The 22,047-nt window shown below is 49.2% G+C and carries 22 protein-coding genes; 14 read left to right on the forward strand and 8 right to left on the reverse strand.

Annotated elements, in window-relative coordinates; genetic code table 11:
* The first annotated feature begins 8 nt into the window (after positions 1 to 8).
* The 13 genes from PHE17_RS18145 (at position 9) to terL (ending at position 18,519) form a co-directional block, all read left to right on the forward strand.
* Positions 9 to 1,676 (forward strand): hypothetical protein, encoded by a 1,668-nt coding sequence (locus PHE17_RS18145; RefSeq protein WP_301017326.1) that lies wholly within the window; start codon positions 9 to 11, stop codon positions 1,674 to 1,676.
* Positions 1,676 to 7,798 (forward strand): hypothetical protein, encoded by a 6,123-nt coding sequence (locus PHE17_RS18150; protein WP_301017327.1) that lies wholly within the window; start codon positions 1,676 to 1,678, stop codon positions 7,796 to 7,798. Before PHE17_RS18145 ends, PHE17_RS18150 begins: the two co-directional genes overlap by 1 nt.
* On the forward strand, positions 7,798 to 9,081 hold the full coding sequence (locus PHE17_RS18155) for a hypothetical protein (protein ID WP_301017328.1): 1,284 nt from the start codon (positions 7,798 to 7,800) through the stop codon (positions 9,079 to 9,081). Before PHE17_RS18150 ends, PHE17_RS18155 begins: the two co-directional genes overlap by 1 nt.
* Before the next feature lie 38 nt (positions 9,082 to 9,119).
* Positions 9,120 to 9,977 carry a GNAT family N-acetyltransferase gene (locus tag PHE17_RS18160; RefSeq protein ID WP_301017329.1) on the forward strand — a complete coding sequence of 286 codons (858 nt, stop codon included), beginning with the start codon at positions 9,120 to 9,122 and terminating at the stop codon, positions 9,975 to 9,977.
* A gap of 205 nt (positions 9,978 to 10,182) precedes the next feature.
* Positions 10,183 to 10,602 (forward strand): hypothetical protein, encoded by a 420-nt coding sequence (locus PHE17_RS18165; RefSeq protein WP_301017330.1) that lies wholly within the window; start codon positions 10,183 to 10,185, stop codon positions 10,600 to 10,602.
* Positions 10,599 to 11,090 carry a hypothetical protein gene (locus PHE17_RS18170; protein WP_301017331.1) on the forward strand — a complete coding sequence of 164 codons (492 nt, stop codon included), beginning with the start codon at positions 10,599 to 10,601 and terminating at the stop codon, positions 11,088 to 11,090. Before PHE17_RS18165 ends, PHE17_RS18170 begins: the two co-directional genes overlap by 4 nt.
* A gap of 277 nt (positions 11,091 to 11,367) precedes the next feature.
* On the forward strand, positions 11,368 to 11,631 hold the full coding sequence (locus PHE17_RS18175; RefSeq protein WP_301017332.1) for a hypothetical protein: 264 nt from the start codon (positions 11,368 to 11,370) through the stop codon (positions 11,629 to 11,631).
* Positions 11,628 to 12,278 carry a hypothetical protein gene (locus PHE17_RS18180; protein ID WP_301017333.1) on the forward strand — a complete coding sequence of 217 codons (651 nt, stop codon included), beginning with the start codon at positions 11,628 to 11,630 and terminating at the stop codon, positions 12,276 to 12,278. The genes PHE17_RS18175 and PHE17_RS18180 overlap by 4 nt, the downstream gene beginning before the upstream one ends.
* 159 nt (positions 12,279 to 12,437) lie before the next feature.
* Positions 12,438 to 12,626 (forward strand): hypothetical protein, encoded by a 189-nt coding sequence (locus PHE17_RS18185; RefSeq protein WP_301017334.1) that lies wholly within the window; start codon positions 12,438 to 12,440, stop codon positions 12,624 to 12,626.
* On the forward strand, positions 12,593 to 12,880 hold the full coding sequence (locus tag PHE17_RS18190) for a hypothetical protein (RefSeq protein ID WP_301017335.1): 288 nt from the start codon (positions 12,593 to 12,595) through the stop codon (positions 12,878 to 12,880). The genes PHE17_RS18185 and PHE17_RS18190 overlap by 34 nt, the downstream gene beginning before the upstream one ends.
* Before the next feature lie 8 nt (positions 12,881 to 12,888).
* Entirely contained in the window at positions 12,889 to 15,846 is a 2,958-nt protein-coding gene (locus tag PHE17_RS18195; RefSeq protein ID WP_301017336.1) for a hypothetical protein, read from the forward strand.
* 41 nt (positions 15,847 to 15,887) lie between these two features.
* Entirely contained in the window at positions 15,888 to 16,373 is a 486-nt protein-coding gene (locus PHE17_RS18200) for a hypothetical protein (RefSeq protein WP_301017337.1), read from the forward strand.
* A complete protein-coding gene (gene terL / locus PHE17_RS18205; RefSeq protein WP_301017338.1) occupies positions 16,345 to 18,519 on the forward strand; it encodes a phage terminase large subunit in 2,175 nt (724 codons plus the stop codon). Before PHE17_RS18200 ends, terL begins: the two co-directional genes overlap by 29 nt.
* 78 nt (positions 18,520 to 18,597) lie before the next feature.
* On the opposite strand, the gene PHE17_RS18210 is transcribed toward terL, so the two are convergent.
* The 8 genes from PHE17_RS18210 to PHE17_RS18245 form a co-directional block, all read right to left on the reverse strand.
* Positions 18,598 to 18,885, reverse strand: coding sequence for a hypothetical protein (locus PHE17_RS18210; protein ID WP_301017339.1), 288 nt, complete (start codon positions 18,883 to 18,885; stop codon positions 18,598 to 18,600).
* Positions 18,879 to 19,046 carry a hypothetical protein gene (locus PHE17_RS18215; RefSeq protein ID WP_301017340.1) on the reverse strand — a complete coding sequence of 56 codons (168 nt, stop codon included), beginning with the start codon at positions 19,044 to 19,046 and terminating at the stop codon, positions 18,879 to 18,881. Before PHE17_RS18215 ends, PHE17_RS18210 begins: the two co-directional genes overlap by 7 nt.
* Before the next feature lie 93 nt (positions 19,047 to 19,139).
* A complete protein-coding gene (locus tag PHE17_RS18220; RefSeq protein WP_301017341.1) occupies positions 19,140 to 19,322 on the reverse strand; it encodes a hypothetical protein in 183 nt (60 codons plus the stop codon).
* Complete coding sequence (locus PHE17_RS18225) at positions 19,322 to 19,552, reverse strand: hypothetical protein (protein WP_301017342.1); 231 nt, start codon at positions 19,550 to 19,552, stop codon at positions 19,322 to 19,324. The genes PHE17_RS18220 and PHE17_RS18225 overlap by 1 nt, the downstream gene beginning before the upstream one ends.
* Before the next feature lie 155 nt (positions 19,553 to 19,707).
* The gene (locus PHE17_RS18230) at positions 19,708 to 20,079 is read right to left on the reverse strand and encodes a hypothetical protein (protein ID WP_301017343.1); all 372 of its coding nucleotides are present in this window, start codon (positions 20,077 to 20,079) and stop codon (positions 19,708 to 19,710) included.
* 87 nt (positions 20,080 to 20,166) lie between these two features.
* Positions 20,167 to 20,490 (reverse strand): hypothetical protein, encoded by a 324-nt coding sequence (locus tag PHE17_RS18235; protein WP_301017344.1) that lies wholly within the window; start codon positions 20,488 to 20,490, stop codon positions 20,167 to 20,169.
* A 166-nt stretch (positions 20,491 to 20,656) separates the two neighbouring features.
* Positions 20,657 to 20,863: an ASCH domain-containing protein gene (locus tag PHE17_RS18240; protein WP_301017345.1), complete on the reverse strand. Its 207-nt coding sequence runs from the start codon at positions 20,861 to 20,863 to the stop codon at positions 20,657 to 20,659.
* Positions 20,864 to 20,974: 111 nt separating this feature from the next.
* Positions 20,975 to 21,163: a hypothetical protein gene (locus PHE17_RS18245; RefSeq protein WP_301017346.1), complete on the reverse strand. Its 189-nt coding sequence runs from the start codon at positions 21,161 to 21,163 to the stop codon at positions 20,975 to 20,977.
* Between the two features lie 696 nt (positions 21,164 to 21,859).
* Between PHE17_RS18245 and PHE17_RS18250 the strand changes: the two genes are divergently transcribed.
* Positions 21,860 to 22,047 (forward strand): hypothetical protein (locus tag PHE17_RS18250; RefSeq protein ID WP_301017347.1); only part of this gene is annotated, 188 nt, incomplete at its 3' end.

Genomic DNA, 22,047 nt, shown 5'->3' on the forward strand with positions numbered 1-22,047 from the left:
AATCAACTATGCCTCCACAGCTTGAAACGATGGATTATCTTCGCGCAGCTGCGCCGATCACCCGCGACATTTCCGGCATTGCCCAAGACACCGGAGCGATGGCGCAAGCGGTGATTGACCCGATGGTTGCCCGGCACAACAACAACTACCAGAACGGCGTGGCCTACGCGCAGTTGAAGGATGCCTTCGGGCATCTGGCGGGACCGGCGAACGTGGATTTGGATACGTTAGCACCGCAGAAGGACGAGCCGAGTGATAAGTATTCGCACCGATTGGGGGCGCAAATGCCCGCGATCATGGATGAACTTGCTAAGAGCGGCATGAATCCCCACGCTCTCAAGCGTTTTTTGGGTCAACCCGGAGTGACGTGGGAACAGGTGAAAGGGTTTATCGACCGGTTCAGCGCACAGCAGGCGCAGACAAAGATTGCCGGGGGGATGGCTCCGGATATGAACGCCGATCTTCAGTCCGGCAACATGACTCTCGCTCAGTTCAATCAAAAGTATGGCAAAAACTACACAGAAGAGCAGTTCCAGAAAATGCAGGGGATTCAGGAGCCTTCGGGCCAGGTAGAACCCTTGCCAACGTTCGGAACCGATGTCAAATACGGGAAACCGGCAGATACCGCGGCAAAAATAGCGCAGATGAAGGCGGATGACCAGCCCACTGGAGTCGGCGGATACCAGCCTTACACCTATCAGCGGGCGCAGGATGTCGTGAAGCAGGGTAACGTACCCGAAGAGATGCAGGCCGGAATTACCACGCCTATCGCACAGCGGCAGGCCGCAGAGGCCGCTCAGGCTCCGGGCGCTACTCCATTAACGGTTCAGGCTCAAGCCGGGCAGGCAGGGCTGCCGGAGGCCGTGGCAAAGCCGGTTGTTGATACCGCTGAGAAGCAGCAGACGGCCGGCATGACACAGCAGGAGCGGGATGAAACGGCTCGGCACAACAAGGCCATGGAGGAAATTGATAGATATAAAGCGCAGCACCCCAACATTTACGGTAGAATGCAGCAGGTGGATCAACGTCTTTACGACCGACTTACAAAGCTCGGAACCGATATTGACCCCGCCGCTACTGTAAGGACAGCCATGGGAGTATCAAAATTGGGGTTCGACCGCGCAGAAAGGTTACAGTCACTTTTTTATCAATTTCCTAATCTCGACAGAAGGCAGACAGAAGAGCTTGCTATCGGCCTCAATTCTCTGCTTCAAGGGGCAAACCAATCAGCACAGGAGCAGGTTAAAGCCCTTGTTCCTCAGACAATGTGGGGCAACGCCAAAAAAATAGTTGAATGGGTGACAAATAACCCCACCGGACTCGATCAGCAGAATTTTACAAAAAGAATGGGAGAAACGATTGAGCGGGAAAAGCAAACCTTCATAAAACAGATTCAGAGAAACCAATACGCTCGCATTGCAAAATATGCCGATGTTGAAAAAGGTATGCCTGATGAGTTTAAAAATGTTCTTGAAAGCAACGGCATCGACTATGACGATTTCCAGAAATGGAAAAATGAGGGACATAAACCGATAAGCGCGGTCGTTAAGTCCGATGCACAGACACCGGAGGCATCCGAAGCAAAGCAAAACGCCGAGAATGCGCTTATCGAAAAGGCCCGCGGCGGGAACGTGAAGGCGCAGGACTATCTTAAATCCCAAGGAATTCCGTGGTAATGGATGACATCGACAAACTCATAGCGCAGCACCAGGGAACCGCCGTTGCAGAGCCGGAATCCCCGGCGGGTGATGATGTTGATGCCCTGATCGCACAGCACCAAGGAAGCGCGCCAGCGCCGAAGCCCGGCCTTATCGGTCGTGTCGATCAATACGTTCGAGATGCTGAAAGCCGTATCGGTGAAGGTGCAAAGCGACAAATGGTAGAAAATGTCGCCGCCCCGACAGTTCTTGGAACCGACATTCTTCACCTTCAACCTGGCTCGACCGGAGAACTCTACGCTGGAATCCCGGAACGTGCAGCCCGCTTTGCCGCTGGAACACTTGGAACCGCTGCGGACATTGCCGGGGAAGCCGTAGCACCAATTTTCAGGGGAGCGACGAGTGCTGCCAGAGGAGTATATCACGGAATAGAATCGGTAGTAAATCCAATTCGTTCAGCCATTGGCGAAGAGCCGCTTGTTTCGCCCGTTCAAGAATTAAGGCCGATCATTGAACCTATTAAAAAAGCACAAACCGTATATGAACAGTACAAGGCCACACAGACCCCGGCCGGGCAGGCGAACCTTTCGGGTGCCGAGAGCGCGGGCAAAGCTGCAATGATGGCCGCGCCTATTCCGATTATCGGAAAACCGATAGAGAAAGCTGTCGGCGGTGCCGGGAAAGCAATTGCCGGAAAAATAGAAGACGTAATCAATCCGCCCCCCGAAGCCATTGCTGCGAAAGCAGCGTCCGCTTTTTCCAAGGCCGCCGAGGAGGGTACGAGTAAGGGAATAAAGCCCACGGTAATCGGAAAGCCTACACTCAAAAAGATGGAGGGTTTTTATCAGAACGTAAGCAATGCCGCTCAGACGATTGCCGAACATAAAGACGCGATAAAAATTACTGACGAAAATGGTGAAGCAATCCATCACCCCCGATCTTCGGCGGAATTGGCGCAAGCCATTGACCAAGCGAAGAAAAACATTTACAGCCAGTATCATTCTATGGCGACAGCCGCCGGAGAAAGCGGAGCAAATTTTAACGCAAAACCTATTGTTGACAAACTTGAAAATATAACCGGAGTAAGAAGTGAAGATGGAAAATCTTGGGTAATTAAACCCGATCTCAAGCATTCTCCTCAGATCAGGGATTATGCGAAGTCGCTGATAAACGACATTCGGGAGCTTCACGGCCAATCACCTGAAGTCATCGAGGCCCGCATTACCGAACTCAACCAATCCCTGAAGGCTTTTTACGCAAATCCCGACAGAGTTACAGCAGCGAAAGCACAGGTAGACGCTTCGGTCGCGCAGGCTTTAAGGGAAGAGCTTGATCAAGGAATAACACGAGCGACCGGGCCAGGGTATCAGCAACTTAAAAACAAATACGGCGCATTGAAGGCTATTGAGAAGGAAGTGAATAAACGCGCTCTTGTCAATGCCCGTCGTGCAAAGAAAAACATTGCCGATCTCACCGATATTTTTACCGGCGGGGAAATGATAGGTGGATTACTCACCGGACATCCGGGGATGATTTTGAAAGGTGCAACCGGATTCGGGATAAAATCTTGGTACAAATGGCTGAACAATCCCGACAGATACATTGAAAGGATGATGGACCGCGCATATAAGCTCGAAGATGCGAAACGCGGACTCAAGCCCCCCGAACCCCCGCCCCCGGCTCCGGGCGGCGCTCCGGTCCCTCCGCCGAAACCCGGCCCGCTCGGTGATGGCGGATACGTCCAGCTTCCCGGTGGAAAGCCGCCGACCCCTCCCGGTGGTGGTGCGGCCACGATACCAGCCGAAGATATTGCGGCGAATGTAGCTCTTCGGGACAAGATTAGAGATCGTCTTGTTGCGGAAGCGACCGAAAAAAAGCGGCAATCAGAATTGACCTATGCGGATAAAATATCGGAAGAAATTAATTCTCTTGAAAAACAATTCGGAAATGAGTATTATTATACTGAAGGTCTTCCGATAGAGGAGGGAAGGTATGTTAAGCGAGGCTCTCCTGAAGAGACATGGTATAAGGACAGACTTGCCGCTATCCGAGACGAGGAAACAGCTTCAAGACCGGTTGAACAAGTTCAAAGCGGCAATATCCCAGAGTCAAGCACCCAACCTCCCGGCCGACCGCCCGAACCCGCAGAACCAACAGCGCCCATCGCCCCAAAGGTTCCAGAACAGCCCGTCGCAGGGGGCGCAGCCGCAGAAGTTCCAACACCAGGACCCGGCGGTGCAGACTATGGTAAGAATGCTCCGAAGCGCCCCGAACGAAATCTAAATCAGCCTTACGGCGACGACCCCGTAGTAAACAAGCAAATATTTCTCCGTGATGTAAAGTCCGGCATTAGAAAATCCATTCTCGACCAGCCCGGCGGACAAGAGCAGTGGGATTACGTTATGGGTAAGAAAATCCGCAACTCCCGCGGCGAATTGATCCACCTTTCCGATAAGACAAAGGCCGTTTTAAAAGACGAGTTCGATTATCACAATACCGAAGAGGGCCGGGACTTTCTCACCAGTATCGGGATGTCCGAAAATCCTTTTGCCGATTTCGAGGATGTCGGACGGCAAGCGCAGGAAGCCCCGCATCCGTTCGAAACAGTGAAGCCGCCCGAAGAGCAGATTGAACCCGACACCCGCCCGGAGCAGCCTCCACGGGAACCGGGAGCGGATGAGGAAGAGCCGCCCCTCGACGAGAACGGGAAGCCGATGTTCCAACGTAAGCCCTCCCCCGGCCAAGCCGATCTCTTCTCCGGCGCCCCTGCCGAATCTGCCGAGCCGTCCGCCCCTTCCCCGCGCCTTGAGCAGACCGATCTTTTCGGCGGCTCGAAGCCGGTTGAACAACTCGAAGCGGAGGAGAAGGCCCGACTCGACCGGGCTGAAGTGAAGCGCAGGCAGGAAGAGCAGAAGGGCGGGGAAGAGGACTTGGGTGGCCTGCCGTTGTTCAAGAACGCGGACATACACGGGAACCAGATGGAATTAGAGTTTTCGAGGAAGGGGCCGCAACCGGAGGACAAAAATCTCGTCGCACTTCACAACATAACCGATTCAAAACTTGCTCACGCCGACGAACTTGGCGGCCTCGCAATGCCGAGTGTCGCGGTAACGAAAAAGGATATTCCCTTTGAATCCTTCGGCGACATCAGCCTTATTGCGGGGAAGGGCAGTGATTTAGGTTTCTCCCGCAAAGCCGCTGACCCCTTCTATTCCCCCACGCTCAAGGCTGTTCAAGGATTGAAGCAGGAGCGCGGGACCGGGGAACAGATGTTCAATATGATTACCAAGACCCCCGGCGTGAAAGAAGCCGAGTGGAAGTGGATGGGCCTGGACGATTTTCTGAAGGACAAACCGAGCGTGACGAAGCAGGAAATTGCAGACTTCGTGGCGCAGAATCAGGTGAGGGTGGAGGAGGTTAAAAAAGGTGGGCATGAGGATATAGACAAGTATTGGGAAACACCGTCTGAAGATACCCCGACGGGCATGCGGTTTAATTTTAAAGATGAGGACGGAAATGTTTTTACAATAGATAACGCGCAAGGAGAATGGACGTTATTTAATGAGCGTGGCGATGTGATGAATACCAACTCAACAATCAAGGAGGCCGCAGAAGAGTATGGGTTCACGAAAGAAGATTATGTTGGAACCGACGAAATTGCAGGGGGAACCAAATACTCCCAATGGAAACTCCCCGGCGGAGAAAATTACCGGGAGGTGCTGCTGACGTTGCCTACCGATAAGGGCAATCTTTATAATAAAATGGCTCAATACGAATATTCTTCTCCATACGCGGAATTGACCAAAGAACAGCAACAAGACGTTAGGAATATGGTGGCTGCTAGGACAAGAGAGAGCCCTGCCGATGTTCCGGGACTCTATAAATCCTCCCACTGGTCCGAACCGAACGTCCTTGCCCACGTCCGCCTTGACGACCGCACCGGGCCGAACGGTGAGAAGGTGCTGTTTGTTGAAGAGGTGCAACCCATATCTTCCGAAGGTGACAATGCTGAACGGTTTTTAAAAGAGAAAACGCCCTTTGGTGGTTCTGGAAAGGCTGTTGAATTGGCATTGAAACGCGTTCTCCGCATGGCCGCAGAAGAGGGATACGACCGGGTGGCGTGGATCAACGGGGAGCAGACGGCGGCAAGGTATGATCTATCGAAGCAAATATCAAGAGTAGTTTATCAACCGGGAAACAAAAGGTTGCTTGCTTACGATCTTGATGGTAAACAAGTAATTGACGAAGGCGATGTCATGCCGGAGAAAATAGAAGGTTATATAGGTAAGGAACCGGCGAGAAAGTTACTTGAAAAACCCTCTGGGGAAAATCGTGCATGGACAATTGAGAAAACAACTTTTCAAGGTGAAGATGCCTACGCGGTTAAAAAACCAAACGGCTCCTATTATGAGACAGGTGGATCTCGTTTTATCGGAACTAAAAATCAAGCAGAGAGAATTGTTCAAAGAAATCTTGGTGTAATAGAACAGGAACTTAAGGGCGAAAATCTTAGGGTCGGCGGGGAATGGGCGCACAATTTGTATAATGTCAAGGTTCCGCAGTTCCTATCGAAGTACGGGAAGAAGTGGAACGCAAAGATAGAAGAAGTTTCAATAGACAATCCCGGAGAAAAGGGTTATCATGGGTCTGATGAAATATCCCATCAAATGAGCATCCCCATTACCCCCGAAATGCGTGAATCCGTACTCACCGAAGGTCAACCGTTGTTCCAGAAAGGAACCCCGAATGAACCAGGAAATACAGAAAGAGATCCCGGTAATGTCGGAAGAAGAGAACAAAAAATGGATGGAGGAGGCCAGGCTCGAAGCGGCCTTGATGCCGAAGCAGGAGTTCGACCCGAACGAGGAAATCCAGATCAACCGGAAAAGCGCCTACGATCAGCGAGTGTGGCTGACCAGGCGGCTACTAAAGCTCTGGCGAAAAGAGCCGGTGTTCGTATTGGTGTGGATTATGCGCCTGGCGATATGGAAGCTGTGGAACCGACGTCACCAGATGCAAGTGGAATGGCCCACGCTGTCCGTTCAATTACGAAGCAGAGAGTAACATTTCTTAAATTCAGTGATGAAATGAAAAAAGGTCAAGGTGAGTTTTACGGCGTTCAGGACATGAATAGAATATTTGTCAATGTTGACCTTCCGCACCCCTATATTGTAACCGGATTGCACGAGTCAATAGAGGCGTTGCGAAGGGGCAACATGGATCTTATGAAACCCTTTGAGCGCCATGTTATTGATAATCTTACCCCCGAAGGGGAAGCGGCGGCGTGGAGCCGGGCAAGGGACGAGCGTGCCAAGGGAACCGGTGATGCTACGCAGGCCGATTTTGAGAATGCCGTAAAGGAACACCTTGTTGACCATTGTGCTTATCAAATGTCTCATCCCGAATGGTGGCAATCGCTTTACGAAAAAGCTCCCGAAACGGTTAAGAAAATTATTCAGTACATGATTTCCTATACAACCAAGTTCCTTGACGAAATGAAACTTAGGAAATTCGACAATAGCCACCATTATAAAGACGCCCAAGACATTAATAATCGCTGGCGGGAGGTTTACAGGCAGATTCAGAAGCGTCAATTCGGCGACGAGCAGGCCCGGCAACTCGCTGGGGATATGGCGGAATTCAGTAGGGGTAGTTCGGCAAAAGTAGATTTAATAAATGCCGGAGCAGAAATAAAAGGTGATATGGTTGTTCTTTACCGAGGGGGTAATATTGATAAAAGAATACTTAAAAAACTTCGATACGGTGATTTCCTTTCTACAACTCAAAGAGGCCAAGATGTTACTGGTAATGAAGGTGCTGCGGGATATGGGAAAAATGTAATACGAATAGAATTGCCCATATCAGATGTCCAAGTGGTGAATGGAGAGATTCAATATAAAGGGAAATCAGAATCTATTGGAAGCGGCAAGAAATACCCTCAAGATGTTTACATGGCATACAATGATTACTACGGATCAAATTATACGTCAAAAGAAATTGATGCGATGGAACCGGGGCACATTAGAAATGTCGCTCACATGGCGCTTTCCGGAGGGTATGATGAATTTGACCAATTGACCAATAACAAATATAAACCTTCCTCCCCACGCAAACGCTACATTCCGAAGGGTAAAAAATAATGGCGCTCAAGAAGACGTCCGATGTAATCTGCATGGTCGTGGACAATTCCGGCCTATTCTTGGAATACGCCCTTCGCCTGGCCCGCGACTTCAAGAAGGTGTACTACCACCTGTTCAACGAGGATTCCGCGCCGATGCCGCAGCCTTCTTACATCGGGTACGGCATGGATGAAATCGAAGTGGTACATTCTTACCACGGCGACCATTTTGACGCGGTGGATTTAATCTGCTACCCAAGCGTGGGCCTTGGCTATTACCAGTGGGAAGCGCAGCACAAATACGGGAAGGCCACTTGGGGAACCGGGCTTGCGGAAGAACTGGAATTGAACCGGGAGAAGGCCATTGGGGTCTTCAAAGAGATCGGCCTACCCACGGCACCGTCGAAGCCTGTTGTCGGTGTAGATGCTCTGCGGAAGTACCTTGTTGACCATAAGGAAGTCTATATCAAGGTGAGCAAGTGGCGCGGGCTGATCGAAACCTTCCGCTCGTTCAACATAAAGAACAGTGACCTTATCCTTGATGCCGTCGCCTACAAGCTCGGCCCGCTGAAAACTGTTATCCCGTTCCTCGTAGAAGAGCGGCTGAAGGACAAAGTTGAAATCGGAACCGACCCGTCCGTCGTTGACGGAAAATATGCGAAGTTTGTGAGTTGCGGCCTTGAAATAAAGAACCGCGGATACTTCACGAAAATCCGGGAATACAAAAACATTCCGAAGCCATTGCAGGAAGTCAACGACAAGCTCGCTCCCGTTTTGAAGGACTATGACATGCGCGGAGATTTCTGTACCGAGGTCCGGGTTGGGAAAGACGGGAAGCCCTATTTGATTGACCTCACGATGCGCCAAGGAGTCCCGCCGGGCGAGTTGCTTCAGGAGATGGATACCAACATAGCCGAACGGGTATGGCAAGGTGCGAACGGTGTTCTGGTTGATATGAAACCGGTTGCCAAGTACGGTATCGAAATCATGATGACATCGGAAAGGTTGCTCTTTAAGGAACCGCAGGCCATTTATTTCCCGGAGGAACATCGGAAAAATATCAAGCTGCATTCCTGCGTTAAAATCGACGGAACGTATACGGTTCTGCCGTTGGACTACGACGGCGATGAAACGGCCGGCGCGGTGGTGGGGTGGGGTAGTTCAATAGACGATGCCGCGAAAATGGTGAAGGAAGCGGCAAAGAGTATTGAGGGGCAATCCTTGGAAATAGACGTTAAAAATATCGTGCAGGAGATCGAGGAAGAGCTTGAGAAGGCTGATAAAATGGGAATGAGCATGGTATGATAATCACCTTTCGACACGACGTTACTTCCAAAGAGTCCATGATCTTTGAGGGTGTTTATGAACCGGACCTTCGCTCGGACCTGAAGGATAAGGCCGAAATGTTGCGTGAAGGTGATACCTCGTGGCTCTTCGTCAATGGCAATTTGGCCGGGGAAGCGCAATCCATCGAAGTAAAAAAACTTTGCGACATGGAAGAGGATGAAATGGCGGACATCGATGATCCGCGCTACCTCACCGAAAAAACCTCCTATCTTTACTCGTTCACCACGCTCCCCGCATACCAAGGCAAGGGGCTTGGCAAGCTGCTTTTTGCCTATCACCTGGGCTATTTGACCTCCAAGGGATACCCGCTCGTGGTGAGTCATTGCACGGCGCCTGGAATGGAGGCACTATGCCATGACTTCGGAGCACTATTCACCGAAGATGGCGTTCATAAGAATTGGTACGGCACGAAGCGCACGGCCCGGTTCTGCGAAATCAGGATGTTCAACACGCTTCGATACAAGCAGACGACCGATTATAATTGCGGCGTGTTCGCGCTTCTGTACCTGATTGAAAACCTTTCTCCGGTATTTACCGAAAAGTACATTTCGGCTTATCTGAAGCCGGCGCAAAGAGATGGAACCGGATGCGAGAGCATCGTTTATTTTATGAGGAGAAATCGGATATCGTTCGCTTTCGGAAATCACCAGAAACTTACGAATCATCGGCCAATGTTGGTTCGATACATGGATGACAAAGACGAACATTATTCTGTCATCATTCATTCGACCCGGAGAACCGTTTCAATGCTCGACCCTTGGGTGGGGAAGGCCGTAACGGTAAGGCGGAAAGACTTTGAAAAGAACTGGCATAGTAAGCGGTACGGAAAACGGTGGGGGTTATATCTCCTATGAGTATGACCCCTTACGAGACCCGATACCGCTGCATGGCCTGTCCGCCGAAGATTTGCATTGTCATTGTCAACGACAACGGCGAAGGGCAGCCGCCGATATGTGTTTATGGTAAGAACGTGACGGCCGTAATAGCGGGGGAGTTGCCACGGTGGGAGATTATCTCGCAGCGGTTTAAACCGGAAGCGGCTTTGCAGGAGGCGGGGAAATGAGCGACCACTACAAGGGTCCGGAGCGGCGCACAGCGGAACACCGAAGCGAACGCAGTCGCCATTTCCTTTTCAATCCTGAATGGTGGACTTGGCCGCGTAAAATCTACGGGATTATTCTTGGAGTCGGATTTATCGCGGTTTCTTATTTGTCGGTGATTCAGGCTCGGGATTCTTACGAGCAGCGGGTAACATATCCATATCACCTGAAATGTTTTGAAAAAATGAACGATTCCGTAAATGGGCCTTTATTTAAATCGCAGCGGATAATAAACCGCTCGATGATGTTTACCGCAATGCGCATAGAGAAACGACAGCAACAAACATTGACAAAGGGTATGGTGGACGCGGCGGACGCGGCTTTCCGCAATGACTCACTTAAAATTGAGGCGATGTTGAAAATGGGAGGTCAACCGTGAAAATCTTTGATTTCCTCCGGCAATCACTCCCGAACGAACCGGGATACCAGGACGAACTCAAGGTGCTCGAAAGCGGTCCGTTGTCGCCGGAAAAAATAATCATGGCGGGTCTACCCTGCTCAACCTGGCCGAATCCGACGCGGCCGGCTGACGGAGTGCCGTACTACGCGGCCTATGCCGGGGTAGAACTCGGACAGTATGCGGCGCGGTGCGTGCAACATCCCGAGTATGGGAAATGCCTTTTGCTTAACAATGGCGAAACGCTTCCGAGTGTCTGGCCGAACAGCAATCACGAATGGCAGTTTATTTTAAACGGCGTTTATTTCCATCCGGGGGGCTTGCACAGCTCGCCGGAATGGCGCGGGAGCCGGGGCTGCTTCACCGCGCCGGCGGACGCTCACGCGCGCGCGATGTCAGCCGTTGAGTTATTGGAGGATGTAACGGTGATCGTTCGCGGGACACGGCTTTATCTGGGGTTGCACGCATGAGGTCTAAATATGATCGAACTGTGTTATTGCTTATCGCTACTTTTTTTCTTATCTTGGGCTTCGGCCTTATGGTTCTATTTCATTCTGTCAATTTATTATGGAGGTGAATAATGGTATCTTGCGCAATCAATGATTGCCAGAGAAACGTAAATGGAAATTGTGAATTGGCTTTTGATGACATTCCGGTTTCCATGCGGCGCAATGTAAATACCTGCACTCACCGGCTTTTCATGCTAAAAATGGATGATGAGAAAACATCTAAACAATAGGGGGATTTATGAACAAAACCGTTTTGCATATCATTCTCATGGCGGCCGGGTCCGCGCTCCTGCTCGGCCTCATAGCTTTCGCCGGGCCGCTCCTTCCGGTGCTGTCTGCCGGCCACCTGCCGACATCGGCACAGATCACTGCGGCCTTGGCTGTGGCTCTCGGGGAGACGCTCAAGGGGCTGATTGCCGTGGCGGCAATTTATTCCGGGAAGCTGAAATTATTGGGAAGCTCCGCGATTGATCCGAATAAGATACCGGACGCAAAACCATGAAAACGATTTTTGATGCTTCCCGAATTGTCACCGGCTCCATCGCTCTCTGGAAGGGCGCGCCGTGGGATGTGATAAGCGGAGCAATCGCGGCGGCCGAGGACGCGCTGCATCCCGGCCCGGATTCATTCCACACGACGCCAAGCCACGTTGACATATTGGAGGTCAAGGACAGCGGTATCATAATGCGGCATGGCATGAGCTGGCCGCGCACACCATACGGAGAATATTATTATGCGGAGGAATTAACAACCGACTGCCTGGAGTGGAGCAAAAGCCATTTGGTAGGGATTCTGACGAATCCTGATCTTATTGCAAGCGAGTTTATGCAAATAGCAGCGCGGGACTGGTTGCGAGAACAACAGAAAGAACATTTCCAATACGGTGTCGAAAACTTATTTCGTGACCTATTCAAAATTCCCTGCGACCCGGCGCGGCCCGTTTGCTCCATGTTCGCCGCTATGTTTATCCGGGGCATGAGCGGCGGCGGTGTTAGTGATGATTACAGTTTTGTTTACCCAAAATCATGGGTCACGGATTGGAACGTCTCCCCGCTGGATATTCAGGCGTGGGGCGCGGCAATGAGGTGGGGCGTTCCGTTTTGCCGGGAAGTGCCGGACGATTACCAGACAACGGAAATTGAGGCGTGAAGAATGCCATTTACGAAATGTAAACAATGCGATTGCCTTGAATGGCGGACTTACGCGGCGCTTATTGCAAATGCAATCGTGGAATCGGTTTATACGAGCGGGCCGGGGAGCGCGAAGGAGGCGTTTTGATCCGGCATCCGCGCAATAATAGGTATTAACATGAAAACACTTCTGCTTAAAACTTTGGACTTGTGCCGGATTATCGGCATGATACCCTACACGCTGGCGGTGGTGATTGTTGCGGTATGCGGCTATGCATGGGCGACACGAGGCGGCTTTTACAGATACAACTATTGGGGCGAAAGGAAAAAACGATGGACGTTAAAAAACATTTTCCGGGCGGCATAGTCGGCGCGGTTGCGGCGGCAACAATAGCGGTACTCATCAACGGGCATCCCGCGCAGCAAATAGCGCGTCCGGGAAAAATTGTTGACACTGTGCAAACCACATACGGACATCAGGACATTAACCGTATGCCGGTTCGCGCCGGGGATCGGGTGCGAATGATATTGCTCCGCAATGACTCTCTGTGGGGCAGCAAATACATGGAGGCGAAAGAGGGTTTCGATCTTGCGACGAAATGGACGGAATGTAAACGATAGAGGAAACCATGAAAAAAATTATCATACCGATTGTACTGCTATATCTGTTTTGCTTTTTGCTGGTGTGGCAACAACCCGCCATGCACAGCAGCAACACCTATTGGCCGGGTTTGTCGCCATGCTATGCCGATACCCATTATTGGAAACCATCCTACGGCGATACCATCACTCGTATAGACAATTTTTCTCCGCCCCGTGGATCAAATACCGATTCCACCGACTGGCTAATATTTACCGGAGATAGTTCTGTAAGTCAGGTGGTTTTCCGTGATGGGCAATCTTTTACGGCCTATGCATTAATGTTCAAACCGTCGTATACCGGCCTGCATTATCTCTTCGGGTCACAGGGTAGTCAAACAACTCCACTTTGCACTTTGTATTATGCCTACATTGATAGTAGCGTAACCGGTGGATGCGATTATCCGCAGAAAATAGTTTTTATAGGCGCAAATACCACGCTGATAAACGCTGCGAATAATGGCACGATCAGCAGTAAAATGACGTTATGGTTGCACAAAACGCACTTTACATATAAACAATTTAAGACGTTGCAATTATATCAGGTTGTTTTGGATAGCAGCTCGTACTTTTATGCTTATTATACCGGCACGGCTTCGGGTGTGTATTTGCAAAATATGTCGAGTTCCCCGATGCTGGTTGCTTATGGGTCGGATACCATACAAAATGAATCGTACCTTGGGTTTAATTTTGGCCCGAATGGTTCAAGAACATTGTGGAGTCTGCCGAAAGATTTTGTATGGACTGGAGCGGGCGCGGGCGGAATTCATATTGATCCATACACCGACAACGCCGTTACAACAATGGGATGGATAAATTATAACCCCACCGCAGCGACTAATTGGAGTAGCGTTCCGAGCACCTATGGACATACGATAATCCTTAACGACTCGATATCATGGATAAATAACTGGGAGCCTACAAATGCCAAAGCCGGGAAAGTTTGTAAGTTTAAAACGAACGGACATCAAATGCGCGGAGGATCGTTTCAGTATGGTAATACGGTAGCGACGGGGACATTTACATTGGCGCTGGATTCCGCCCCGGTATATGTTACTGATTGGGGTCAATACAACCCCAGTACCGGCGGGGTAATAGACTCGCTCGGGAGTGCGGCCATACACGTAACCGGTAACTGGCAAATGTTAAATACGGATACGATTAAAAACCACACCGGGCATATTTACATGGAGGGGACTGCCGCAAAATCATTTACAACTGGGCAAACAGGCGCAGCCCATAAACAATTGTATTTCGATATTGATTTTGCCCTTTCCGCAGGAAAACTATTGACGCAGGTTAATGATCTGTATTGCAACAACTTGAAAATAAAGGGAAAGTTTACTAATGGTAATAATGGCGACAGTTGCCTTAATCATTGGGACAGTACAACCAATGCAACCGACACTCAGACCGTAAACGGCACCCGGAAAATATCCGGTAATGGGATATTCAACGGCGCGGCGGTTAAAAAATGGGACACCGGCACTGTGCATTTTTGCGGGACGAATGCACATGCGTTTGTTGCCTCAACCGCACCGATGGGGCATATTCTTTTAACCGGCACCGGGTCTACTACGATGGGCGACTCGCTCAACTGCGCCGATATTCGGGATTCGACTACGAGTGCGACATTCTCAACCAATTACGGGATACGCACGGCGAATGCGTGGCTGCTGGATTCAGTTGATATTACGCACCAGGCGCAGCTTACGGGCAACCTGACCTTCGGGGCGTTGACGCGACCGCACATAACGACCAACATCCAATTTATCGGCACCGGAACCAGCACATTCTCACCGTCTGGGAAAACAGTTTATGATGTTGACGTAGTAAAAACTGCCGGAAGCGCGGCGAATAATCTGACGCTGGTTGGAAATCTCAATACTGGCACCGGCGACCTCACCGTAACGAGCGGCTATTTTTATCTGCCTGCGGGGGATACGGCGCGGGTAACTGACGCGACGTTTAATAATGCCGGTGATTCCGTGGTACTCGGAGCAGGCGCGGTGATCCTGTTTGCGGGCAATTTCTCTTGCGCAGCAACGGTTAAATTCGGCTACGGCGCGGGAGCCTATATTGCGGCCACTACCTGTTCCCCGACAATTACTACCAACAACAATGCAACATTCCAGACTATATCCTATCCTGTCACTGGGCCATTCACACACGTAAAAATAATTACCGATACAGTTGGCAAAGCAATCACTGGACACACCCGCACAAATTCAGGTTGTACGGCGGACTCCCTGAAAGCGAGCGCAGCCATAGCGGGCTTATCCTTTGGGATTTCGACCGGAGCTTGGACCGGCACTCCCACAACAGCAGGGACATACATTGACAAAATCTATGCCTATAACCAGAGCGGAGGGGCGAAATATTGCGATAGTGCGGCGGTGGATACGATTACTATACATGCCGGAACTACCTGCACCGCCTCCCCCGCCACCGGCACCGTCGGAACCGTCTTACATATCTACTGGCCGGGCGGCCTCACAGCCACCGGCACGGGCGGCTCCATTGGCGGATCGGCACTTACCTCATGGGTACGGATATCCGCGGACTCAGCCAGCGCGGTAAGCCCTGCGGGGTCGGCAGGGGCGGCGATCTTGGGCCTGCATAACAGTGTCGGGGATTCAGCGAGCGCGGCGTGGACGTATACAAGCGCGTCTGTTCCAATCGTCGGTGCTCGCCTTGATCCGGTTTCATCTCGAAAACATATCAAAATATATGCCCGTGCAACATCCGGCCTCGGCACTTCCGGCCTGCATATAATCGAGAACGGCCATAACTGTTCCATCGATGCCGGATATACCGATACGCAGGCGAAATTTATGCCGTTTGATACGATAAACGGACTTTACAGAGTGATAATAGTAAGCGGCACGAACGACTCCGCGACTTTGTGGTGGAGATGTCGTCCGATTATTCAAAACAACCCCTGGTAAAAGGGGTGGAATAAAATAAACACCGAAGAAAGGTGGTTCGTATGCCAAAGCTCAGAAAGGGCGACCGTAGGCAATGTTCACCCCGTATAAAAACCATGATTAAAGCATGGTACGAAAGCGGGGAATTCCCCTCAGTTGAAGCTCTTTACAAAAAGGCCCGTACTACTTTTTTAGAATACCCGTGCCTTCAATCGATCAGGGATTGGGCCGCAAAAGAAAAGTGGGACAAAAACCGTTCTCAAAAAGCCATTGCAGAATCGTTGAAGAGAAGCTACGATGATCTTTTTGCCGAACAGGGTTTTGGCGACCGGGAACTCGTTAAAATGGTTGTCAAAAACATAAAAAAAAGTTCGACTTGCATCAGCGGCCTCATCATGGCTTTCAAACTCAAAGGAGCCGGAGCCTACGGAACCACGCGGATGAAGTTGGTACAAGCAGATGAAGATCCGCGGTCAATGCCGCAGGATGAACGCCGCAAACTTTTGGAGGGCATAGCGAATGCCTATATCACCCAAAATAATAAGTGACGAATTTCTCCTAAAGGCATTAAAGGCCCAGAAAGAAGATTGTAAAAATTACCGGGCCTTTTTTGCCAATGCCTGGCCCATCCTTGAGCCTGCCACGCCGCTTGTCTGGAACTGGCATTACGATGTACTTTGTGATGAGCTTCAGCACCAGGCCGAGCGCATTGCCGCCAAGAAACCGCGCGAGTACGATATCATCGTAAATATCTTTCGGCGATCCGGTAAGACCACCATCGATAACAAGCTTCTCGTTCCTTACGTTTGGTCCAGGTTCCCCGAACAACGCTTTGTGGGGGCTTCCTACGACCTTCCGATGGCCCTTGAACACGCGTTGGACTCCCGGACAGTGATACAATCCCGGTGGTATCAGATGCATTGGGGCCGAAATTGGGAGATGCAGATTGACCAGAACGTAAAATCGCTCTACAAGAACTCTGCCGGCGGATATAGAATCACTACAGCGGTCGGTGGAGGCGGGGGTGGCAAGGGGGGTGATTGGATCATCATCGATGACCCGATTGACCCGGAGAAGGCCGCCGGGCGCAGCAAGGTTAAGCTTTTGGAGTGCATCTCGTGGTACACCCGCTCAATCTGGCAGTCGGTGAACAATGCCTATGCCCTCCGCATGATAGTTATGCAGCGGGTTCACGAGGATGATCTTTCGGGATACCTTCTCAAGAATTATCCGGGCGACTACAAACTGTTCTGCATCCCCGGTGAAGAGGGCGACAATATCAGCCCTCCGGAACTCCGAAAGCATTACGTGAACGGCTTGGCTTTCCCAGCCAGGTTGAATCAGGAAGAGATTGAAACCCGCAAAGGCATTCTCGGCAATGATTTTCATGCCCAGGTGAACCAGCGGCCCACGGCGCCGGAAGGCGGCATGTTCAAGCGGTACTGGTGGCGCTTTTGGCGACCGGCGGGGAGCGACTTGCCCGATGTAATGCTTGAGGTTGATGGAAAACCCTACACCTGCCGGACCATTGATCTGCCGGGAACCTTTGACGACGAAATAGACTCGTGGGACATGGGACTCAAGGGAGGCGACGAAAACGACCCTTGTGTTGGAGCGCATTGGACGAGAACGCCGAACAATTTTTTCCTTCTGGACGGGAATCGTGGACTTTATACGGCGCTTCAGAAGGAAGAAGAAGTTTTGGCACTGCGAGGAAAGCACCCAAATACTTCGGCGACCATCATTGAGGATGCTACCGGAGGAAGTGATACCATACGGTATCTGCAAACAAAGGAGCCGGGAATTATTGGAAAGAACGCCTTGGGGGATAAAAAGACTAGGGCAATCCCGGCCGCCCGGCTCGCGCAAAGCGGAAACATCTATCTACCTCACCCATCCATCTGCCCTTGGATCAAAGATTACATCGAGGAAATGGCCGTATTCGACCGCGGCACGCACGACGAATGGGTGGACACCACGAGCCAGGCGATCAATTATTTCTTCTCGACAAAGCGGGTGTTTTCTCAGTATGGTGGAGAAACGAGTAACTTTGAAGTCGGCCTGAAAAACCTCGACCGGGAATCTCAAATTATCGTATCGCAATGGATGGACAGGAACCAGCAAAGCAGTATCATAATGTCTCTTTGGAACCCGAATAAAGGCAAGCTCCATGTTTTCGGGGAATATTTTAATGAGTTATCAGTTCCGGAAACCATACGCGGATCAATGGGCCTGATATTCCGCTCCATAGGAAAGGTTGATTTTAAGGACATCCGCAGTTTAAAATGGTTTGGTTCCGAGCTCATGCACTCGAAGGCCGTTGGAAATATACAAATGCAATATGCCGCTCAAAAAATACGGCTCGAACGAGTAATGAATTACGATGAAGCGACCGCGATAAACCGGCTCGGCAGGCTATTCGTTCAGAAAAACATTGCCGTTCATCGGCGCTGCGACAACCTGAAATCGCAAATGCTTTCATGGACGTATGAGAAAAGTGGAAACACCTATCGGACCGCCGAAGGTTGCGGATTCTGCCGGGCGCTATGCCTATCCGTGGCGGCAATATGGACAAGCGGGCAGATTAAAAAAAAGGTGGAATTCATCAAGCCGTACAGCAGAGAAGCGCAGGCGGTTTATGGAGAAAATAAGCAGGGGGGAATGCCGGATAAATACGGATGGATGAAATTCTAACGTTGCGCTCAACCCGTTGAGAACCTAAAATACGAATCTTACTCCGTAGCGGTTCTCAATCGGCGTTGAAGCGCCTTGTTATCCGGAAACCGGTTCTTTTGTTTTATTGGCTTCATTATCCGGCGCGCCTCTTATTATTTTTACTTTTGTTGCATGTCTCGTGTCGAGCCTCCATTCTCCCGTTTTAACTTCTGGAAATATATCTTCAATATATTTCCACATAAGATATTTTGCATGAAAATCCGTTCCGGCTTTTAATAATCCATATTCATCTTTTAGAACATAAAACTGTTCAACCGCATTCTCCGGTAATTCCAAAATGTAAGGCGAGATGTTTTTCTGTTTTTTCCTGAATAGTCTTAGCATTTTTTTTCCTTTCTTTCCGGCGCCTTCTTCGGACGGATGGGAGAAAGAGCCTTACCTTTGGAAACTTTATCCCATTCCTTTACGGTTTTCTTGGAAATGCCAGCCTTAGCCGCTCCGGCAGAATGAAAAAACCTTCTTTGTGCATCGGATTTGTAAGGCATTTTTCTACTCCCCGTATACTATTCCCCTATGAGATAATTGACAAAATAAAAAGCGACCTACGCGGGCAGGCCAGCCAACCAACTTGTTAGGTCTTAATTTTTTGATCCTGCGCGCCTCTTGTTTTTTTCTTCTACCCACTCGGCCAGCGCCATACGGCACTGATCGGAAAATGTGCGGTATTCTTTTTCTGCAATTTTTTGCAGTTCTGCTTTTATTTCGCAACCGAGGCGGATTTTTACCACCTCGGTTTGGTTTGTTGTTTTTGGTTTTTGCATTATTTTACCTCTTCGCACATGCAAAAAAACGGAGCCTCGCTCGGCCAACCGCATTTAAACTGTGCCCATTTTTTGCCGCGAGTATTAGCATCGTATTGTTTTAGGCTATAATTCCCGATAAGTGTATTTTCACCATACACTTTCCGGTTTGCAAATTTATCGAACGCCGCTTGAGCATCCTCGGCGATGCTGATGTACTTTTTGCCTTTGTACGTGATTTGGTATCTCATAATATCTCCTTTTGCTCCTGTTTCCTGGTTCGCCAGGTCGGTGTAGGCTTTTTACCTACACCTTAAATATACCACAAAAGGCAACCAAAGTCAATACATTTCTTTTTTATTTTTATCTCTTAATTTCCGGCGCGCATTCCGATTTCCTCAAAAATTTATAGGCCTAACGTCCCGCTTAACCTGCTGTACCTGCTGTACCTGCTGTACCTGCTGTACTTCGGTTCCCATGCATTGTATTCTGGATAAGAATTGCAAATATTACAAATATAGTGGCCCGGATAGGGGCCAATACATGTATCGCAATTTTTAATAATTTCTGTTTTTATTTCTTCTTCTTCTTTTTTAAATTCAAGTTGATCGTATTTTAATAATCCTGTGTTCCGGTATTTCTTTGCAAGCTCTATTAACCTTTGTCCTGCCACACATTTTTCCAAACACCGTATTAATTCTTTATCATCGAGCGATTTGGCACGAGAGGCACTAAGCTTGCAAATAAGGGCATCGAGCCACAAAGGTTTATTATTCATAATTATTTCACGCTAACGGTTAGGGTTAACCTGTTCGGCCAATTATAATACGCGCTTTAGCGCATACCGTTGGCCGTCTTGGCCGAATCAGCGTTGAACCCCTTGTTCGTTTGCAACCGGCTCTTTTGTTTTATTATCCGGCGCGATTGGTTTTCTTTTATTCCATATTTCTATTGTTAATTCAATATCTCTGAATTTTGGTGTTGCCAGATTGTTATAATAACTATGCTCAAAATGATTCCAACAAGTACATTCAATTTTAAATTCAGGATTACTTGGTGTCCCGCCGTTTAATAATATTGGTTTATCTCCACAAAAAGGACACGATAACAATCTGCCTTTATTTTCTTCAATAATCTTTTGTATTTTATCTCTTCTTTCTTTTGATTTTCGTTTATATTCTTCATTCATAAATTTCCTCTCTTTCGCGCCGGATTCGCCGGTTGTCAACCGAACGTTCGGGTTAAGCGGCTGAACCTGTTAGATCCCCGGCTTATTGGATATTACGCCGCCGCCCACCTCTGCGGATGGGTCGGACAAGGACATCGTCGCAGGTTCAGTCCGCTTGAACCCATTGTTAGGCCGCTGTCTGCGCGCCGATTCCTCGCGGTATTGAGATATGGCACAAATCCTCTATAAATCCGATACTTCCTTTATCAATTTTTTTTCCGGCATGAATGAGGATGCGCCCACGAACAGGAGTGTACCAATCCCTATTTTCAATATCTTTTCCTGCATTCAATATTGCCCACGCCCACGGCTGTTGTATTGATAATGCCTTCATATTTCTTCTCCTAATCTCGGCGCGCTCTTGGGCGGCCTAACGCCGCATTAACCTGCTAAACCGATTTATAATAAGGAGCGCACAGTCGCCGCCATTTTGTCAGGCGTGAGATTAACACCGCTGGCCACGCGGTGGGCTTGGTATGGGCGCGATCTTTTTTCTTGCTGTAATTTTTATTTCTAATTCTGTGAAATTATTACTATCCAGCATTGCCCGTAAACTGGAAATCATCATTTGTGGAGACACGTCTTTTAATAATGTTTTTACTTCTTCTTGTTCCGTTTTTTCCATTTTTTCCATTTTTTATTCTCCTCGCGCCCAAGTTAGAGTGCGCCTTTTCCTGCGGCGCATCTTATGACTGGATTGCTACAATTTTTGTCCCATCTTTTCTCATGATCTCAAATACTGAGTTGGCACCCCCCGTACCCTCGTCTGCGCACTCAGGATTATGGTCATGCGCAAACAATTCTACATTCAATTCAGGAGATTGTTTTTTTAATTCCGTTATTAACTGCTTTACTCGCATTTTTTCCTTTTGCGCCGCACGATGAGGCGATTGGTGTAGCCTAACGTTAGGGTTAAGCCGTTTTGCCAGCTATAATAAATCCGAGTCCATAAGCCGTCCTGGCAAAATCAGCTTGAACCCATTGTTCGGTTGCATGGTGGCCGGGCTGGATTGCTTTCTTATAGGTATTGCCAGCCCATTGTTTTGACTTTATTCTCTTCATACGGCAGCCCTCTTTGTCTTATTTCTCGCGCCGCATTGCTTTAAATTTCTCTTGATCCAGTTTTCTATAATATTCGTTACCGTCCAGTTCACCGGTCGGTCATTAATCTCCGAATATCCTTCCAGTCGTTTCCACGTTATTTCTGGAAGATATACACTTCTTAATTTCATGTTTCTTTTCATAATATTTCTTGTTGATTTTTTGTTAAAATATTCTTGACTTATTCGTACAATAACCATATTTTATATAATAAATAAGGAGGTTCATTATGGCTTGGTCAACTTGTCCAAAGTGTGGTGGTCATATGTTTGAGATTAAAGAAAATGAACCCTCCGGTTCAGCTTATAAAGTTATGGTTTTTCAATGTACCGGGTGTGGCCACCCTTTTGGTATTATGGATTATTTTAATATTGGAACACTGCTTCAAAACCAGAAAAAAGATATTAGCGACCTTTC

It is taken from the genome of Thiothrix sp. (genome assembly GCF_028714775.1).
In the GTDB taxonomy this organism is placed as follows: domain Bacteria; phylum Pseudomonadota; class Gammaproteobacteria; order Thiotrichales; family Thiotrichaceae; genus Thiothrix.

What these genes read in the sequence shown, in the direction of transcription:
- PHE17_RS18145 (WP_301017326.1), top strand. Translation starts at nt 9, where the DNA reads ATGCCTCCACAGCTTGAAACGATGGATTATCTTCGCGCAGCTGCGCCG.
- PHE17_RS18150 (WP_301017327.1), top strand. Translation starts at nt 1,676, where the DNA reads ATGGATGACATCGACAAACTCATAGCGCAGCACCAGGGAACCGCCGTT.
- PHE17_RS18155 (WP_301017328.1), top strand. Translation starts at nt 7,798, where the DNA reads ATGGCGCTCAAGAAGACGTCCGATGTAATCTGCATGGTCGTGGACAAT.
- PHE17_RS18160 (WP_301017329.1), top strand. Translation starts at nt 9,120, where the DNA reads ATGATCTTTGAGGGTGTTTATGAACCGGACCTTCGCTCGGACCTGAAG.
- PHE17_RS18165 (WP_301017330.1), top strand. Translation starts at nt 10,183, where the DNA reads ATGAGCGACCACTACAAGGGTCCGGAGCGGCGCACAGCGGAACACCGA.
- PHE17_RS18175 (WP_301017332.1), top strand. Translation starts at nt 11,368, where the DNA reads ATGAACAAAACCGTTTTGCATATCATTCTCATGGCGGCCGGGTCCGCG.
- PHE17_RS18180 (WP_301017333.1), top strand. Translation starts at nt 11,628, where the DNA reads ATGAAAACGATTTTTGATGCTTCCCGAATTGTCACCGGCTCCATCGCT.
- PHE17_RS18185 (WP_301017334.1), top strand. Translation starts at nt 12,438, where the DNA reads ATGAAAACACTTCTGCTTAAAACTTTGGACTTGTGCCGGATTATCGGC.
- PHE17_RS18190 (WP_301017335.1), top strand. Translation starts at nt 12,593, where the DNA reads ATGGACGTTAAAAAACATTTTCCGGGCGGCATAGTCGGCGCGGTTGCG.
- PHE17_RS18195 (WP_301017336.1), top strand. Translation starts at nt 12,889, where the DNA reads ATGAAAAAAATTATCATACCGATTGTACTGCTATATCTGTTTTGCTTT.
- PHE17_RS18200 (WP_301017337.1), top strand. Translation starts at nt 15,888, where the DNA reads ATGCCAAAGCTCAGAAAGGGCGACCGTAGGCAATGTTCACCCCGTATA.
- terL (WP_301017338.1), top strand. Translation starts at nt 16,345, where the DNA reads ATGCCTATATCACCCAAAATAATAAGTGACGAATTTCTCCTAAAGGCA.
- PHE17_RS18210 (WP_301017339.1), bottom strand. Translation starts at nt 18,885, where the DNA reads ATGCTAAGACTATTCAGGAAAAAACAGAAAAACATCTCGCCTTACATT.
- PHE17_RS18215 (WP_301017340.1), bottom strand. Translation starts at nt 19,046, where the DNA reads ATGCCTTACAAATCCGATGCACAAAGAAGGTTTTTTCATTCTGCCGGA.
- PHE17_RS18220 (WP_301017341.1), bottom strand. Translation starts at nt 19,322, where the DNA reads ATGCAAAAACCAAAAACAACAAACCAAACCGAGGTGGTAAAAATCCGC.
- PHE17_RS18225 (WP_301017342.1), bottom strand. Translation starts at nt 19,552, where the DNA reads ATGAGATACCAAATCACGTACAAAGGCAAAAAGTACATCAGCATCGCC.
- PHE17_RS18230 (WP_301017343.1), bottom strand. Translation starts at nt 20,079, where the DNA reads ATGAATAATAAACCTTTGTGGCTCGATGCCCTTATTTGCAAGCTTAGT.
- PHE17_RS18235 (WP_301017344.1), bottom strand. Translation starts at nt 20,490, where the DNA reads ATGAATGAAGAATATAAACGAAAATCAAAAGAAAGAAGAGATAAAATA.
- PHE17_RS18240 (WP_301017345.1), bottom strand. Translation starts at nt 20,863, where the DNA reads ATGAAGGCATTATCAATACAACAGCCGTGGGCGTGGGCAATATTGAAT.
- PHE17_RS18245 (WP_301017346.1), bottom strand. Translation starts at nt 21,163, where the DNA reads ATGGAAAAAATGGAAAAAACGGAACAAGAAGAAGTAAAAACATTATTA.